This window comes from Rothia sp. HMSC073B08, from assembly GCF_001812975.1.
Taxonomy (GTDB): domain Bacteria; phylum Actinomycetota; class Actinomycetes; order Actinomycetales; family Micrococcaceae; genus Rothia; species Rothia mucilaginosa.
The window spans coordinates 1-3,000 of record NZ_KV811063.1 but is presented as its reverse complement, the minus strand read 5'-3'; the positions used below and the strand labels follow the sequence as shown (position 1 = coordinate 3,000).

Genomic DNA, 3,000 nt, shown 5'->3' with positions numbered 1-3,000 from the left:
CCAAGTCCACGAATGGGAAAAGAGCCACAACCCCAGTGGTTTTGATGTCTACTCCTCCAAAAATACCCCTGGCGTCCTTTACTGCGTAACCTCTGGAGGAAAAGTCGGTATCTATAAACACACCAACCTCAGCCCGGAAACTGATGCAGGATTCATGGACCGCGGTCGCCCAGCAATGGGAATGCACAACCCCAGCAGCGCTAGCTGCATCCCCTCAGACATCAAGGCTGTTCAAGACACTAAATCCAAGGCAAACGATGGCCCCACCTGGGAACAAATGATGGCGCAAATCATTGAGGCCGCCCAATCGCTAGAGCCGGGCAAGCCGACCCTGCACCAGTCCTACAACAACCCCGCAGGCACTGGCCGAGCAGAAGGCGATCCCAACGTCTACAAGGGTGACCAGGTCAATTTCTATGTTGATGACGGTGGCCCCTACCGCCTTGAAGCAGACATGCTCGCCGGACACGTCGAAATTGAACTCATGCCCTCCTCGTACGTCATCGAGTACGGCAACGGCGACCAGGCAACCCACTACACCGCTGGTAAACCGGTCGCCACCTACCCTCGTGAACGTCCGCGACAAACGGAAACCAGCTACGCCTACCAGCGTTCCGGCAACTTCCACGCGTACGCGACCGTGCACTACACGGCTCGCTTCCGCGTGGATGGCGGACCCTGGCAGATGATGAAGGTGACTCCACAGGCAACCAGTGACCCGCTGCTAATCCGTGTGTGGTGGGTCGATGTGGGCCGCGTCGGCGGCACCTGCGATGAAGACGATACTCGTTGGGGCTGCAAGAACGACCCCACGATGGGTAAGAAGGATAACCCGAACCCGCGTCTGCGCAAGGCCGATATCCGTACCGGCCAGCGCTGGCACCTCAACGATAACGGTGACGGGGATACGGAGTACTCGCTGCACCGCGACTGGCCTGACATGTAAGGTCGTTCTCCTGCCGTGGGTCTTACGTTGAGAAGCCACATGTTCGCTGAAAAGCCACTTCTTTTGTGGCTTTTCGAAACACATGTGGCTTCTCAGCTATCGGGTTCCTCCCTTCGGCTGGTTAGTCTTCCGGTTTCTAGCCAGCCACCTATTCACACTTCACACCGATATGAGGAATACACTTCCATGACTTCCGTTATTATGACCCGCCGCGCAATGCTGAGCGGCGGTACCCTTCTGGGTCTTGGTGCCCTGCTTGCGGCATGCGGCCAGCAGGCAAATAACGAGGCGGCAGCCACTGCCTCCACCACACCGAGCGAATCGGCATCGGCTTTCGCGGCGGCATCCGATGCCGCTTCTGCTTCCGCTACTCCGAGCCCGGTCATTACCCGCGGCTATTCTGGCGGCTCGAAAGCACCCGACGGCGAATACCGTGAAGCTGATGAATACGGTATAGCTCAGAACGTCCCTCTCCCCAAGGCTAAGCCGCAACAGTACCCTGAAACCTTTGCTGGTCTTCGTGAGATGATGGCCGATTGGGTCAGAGCCCGTAACTACGGTATTCAGACCGGTGACATGCAGTATGTATGGCCCTATATGCTGGATACCTACGAGAAGGATATTAAGTTCCTCAAGGATATCGAACGCCTTTATCAGCGCGGAGGCTGAGGTGGTGCGCTCCCCGGGCTGGGTCTGTATTCCTACTTTCTAATTTACTTTTCTGACAGAAAAGATTATAATAAGAAGTATTTATTTTCGGAGGTTTTTATGTCATTTCTATCAAAAAATTGGGCAGGACTGTCAGTCTGTCTGATCATTTCTATCATCTCTTGGGTTTTAGGAGGATTTCTGCCTGTTGTGGGAGCACCTGTTTTCGCCATTTTTATCGGAATGATTCTCCATCCCTTTCTCACTTCCTATACACAACTGGATGCCGGTTTGACTTACAGCTCCAAAAAATTGCTTCAGTATGCTGTTATTTTGCTTGGGTTTGGACTCAGTATCTCACAAGTTTTCGCAGTTGGAACATCTTCCCTTCCTGTCATCATTTCGACCATTTCTATCGCTTTAATTATTGCTTTCTTTTTCCAACGCTTTTTTAACCTTGATACAAAGCTAGCTACCTTGATTGGAGTTGGATCTTCTATCTGTGGCGGTTCTGCCATTGCAGCGACTGCTCCTGTTATTCACGCCAAGGAAAAAGAAGTAGCCCAAGCCATTTCTGTTATCTTTTTCTTCAATGTCTTGGCAGCTCTTATCTTTCCAACTCTAGGTTCTTGGCTCCATCTTTCCAACGAAGGTTTTGCTCTCTTTGCGGGTACTGCGGTCAACGATACTTCCTCTGTGACAGCTACTGCTAGTGCCTGGGATAGTCTTTACAATGCAAACACTCTTGAGCCTGCAACTATTGTCAAGCTGACACGTACTCTAGCTATTATCCCTATCGTTCTCTTCCTCTCCTATTGGCAAAGCCGTCAACAAGGCGACAACCAAGGAGTGAAGCTTAAAAAAATCTTCCCCGTTTTCATTCTCTACTTTATCCTAGCTTCTCTGCTAACTACTCTTCTCACATCTTTCGGTGTCAGCACTAGCTTCTTTTCACCTCTCAAACAACTCTCCATATTCCTCATCATCATGGCTATGAGTGCTATTGGTCTCAAAACCAACCTCATTGCTATGATCAAATCCAGTGGAAAATCCATTCTTCTTGGAGCCCTTTGCTGGATTGCTATCATCCTGACTAGTCTTGGCGTGCAATTACTCATCGGTATTTACTAAGAAAAAAAGGGAGCCTAAAGGCTACCTCAGAACGTAGACAAATCAGATGGATTTTGGACTGTCGTTGGCTCGCTTTCTCAAGAGCAGCTGAAGGAAAAAGGGTTACTGAAATAACCCCATAACCATTGAGAAGCCACATGTGTTTCGAGAAGCCACCATTATTGTGGCTTTTCGAAACACATGTGGCTTCTCGGCGCATGGGTATCAGCGCATAGGTATCCGCGCATGGTGACTTCCGTAAAATGGCTCTTCAGAGTTGAGTGTGGTTGGAGGCA

At 50.7% G+C, this 3,000-nt stretch carries 3 protein-coding genes; all 3 read left to right on the top strand.

The genetic code is table 11. The annotated features are described in order from the left end of the window. Positions 1-946: peptide ABC transporter ATPase (locus HMPREF2884_RS04645; RefSeq protein ID WP_070616008.1), on the top strand; the 946-nt coding region annotated here is incomplete at its 5' end. A 186-nt stretch (positions 947-1,132) separates the two neighbouring features. Beyond that, on the top strand, positions 1,133-1,615 hold the full coding sequence (locus HMPREF2884_RS04640; RefSeq protein ID WP_005509043.1) for a DUF6318 family protein: 483 nt from the start codon (positions 1,133-1,135) through the stop codon (positions 1,613-1,615). Positions 1,616-1,714: 99 nt separating this feature from the next. Next, a complete protein-coding gene (locus tag HMPREF2884_RS04635; RefSeq protein WP_070616006.1) occupies positions 1,715-2,725 on the top strand; it encodes a YeiH family protein in 1,011 nt (336 codons plus the stop codon). Positions 2,726-3,000: the final 275 nt, after the last annotated feature.

Excerpts from the sequence above, each read along its gene's own strand:
- HMPREF2884_RS04640 (WP_005509043.1), top strand. The coding sequence starts at position 1,133 with ATGACTTCCGTTATTATGACCCGCCGCGCAATGCTGAGCGGCGGTACC.
- HMPREF2884_RS04635 (WP_070616006.1), top strand. The coding sequence starts at position 1,715 with ATGTCATTTCTATCAAAAAATTGGGCAGGACTGTCAGTCTGTCTGATC.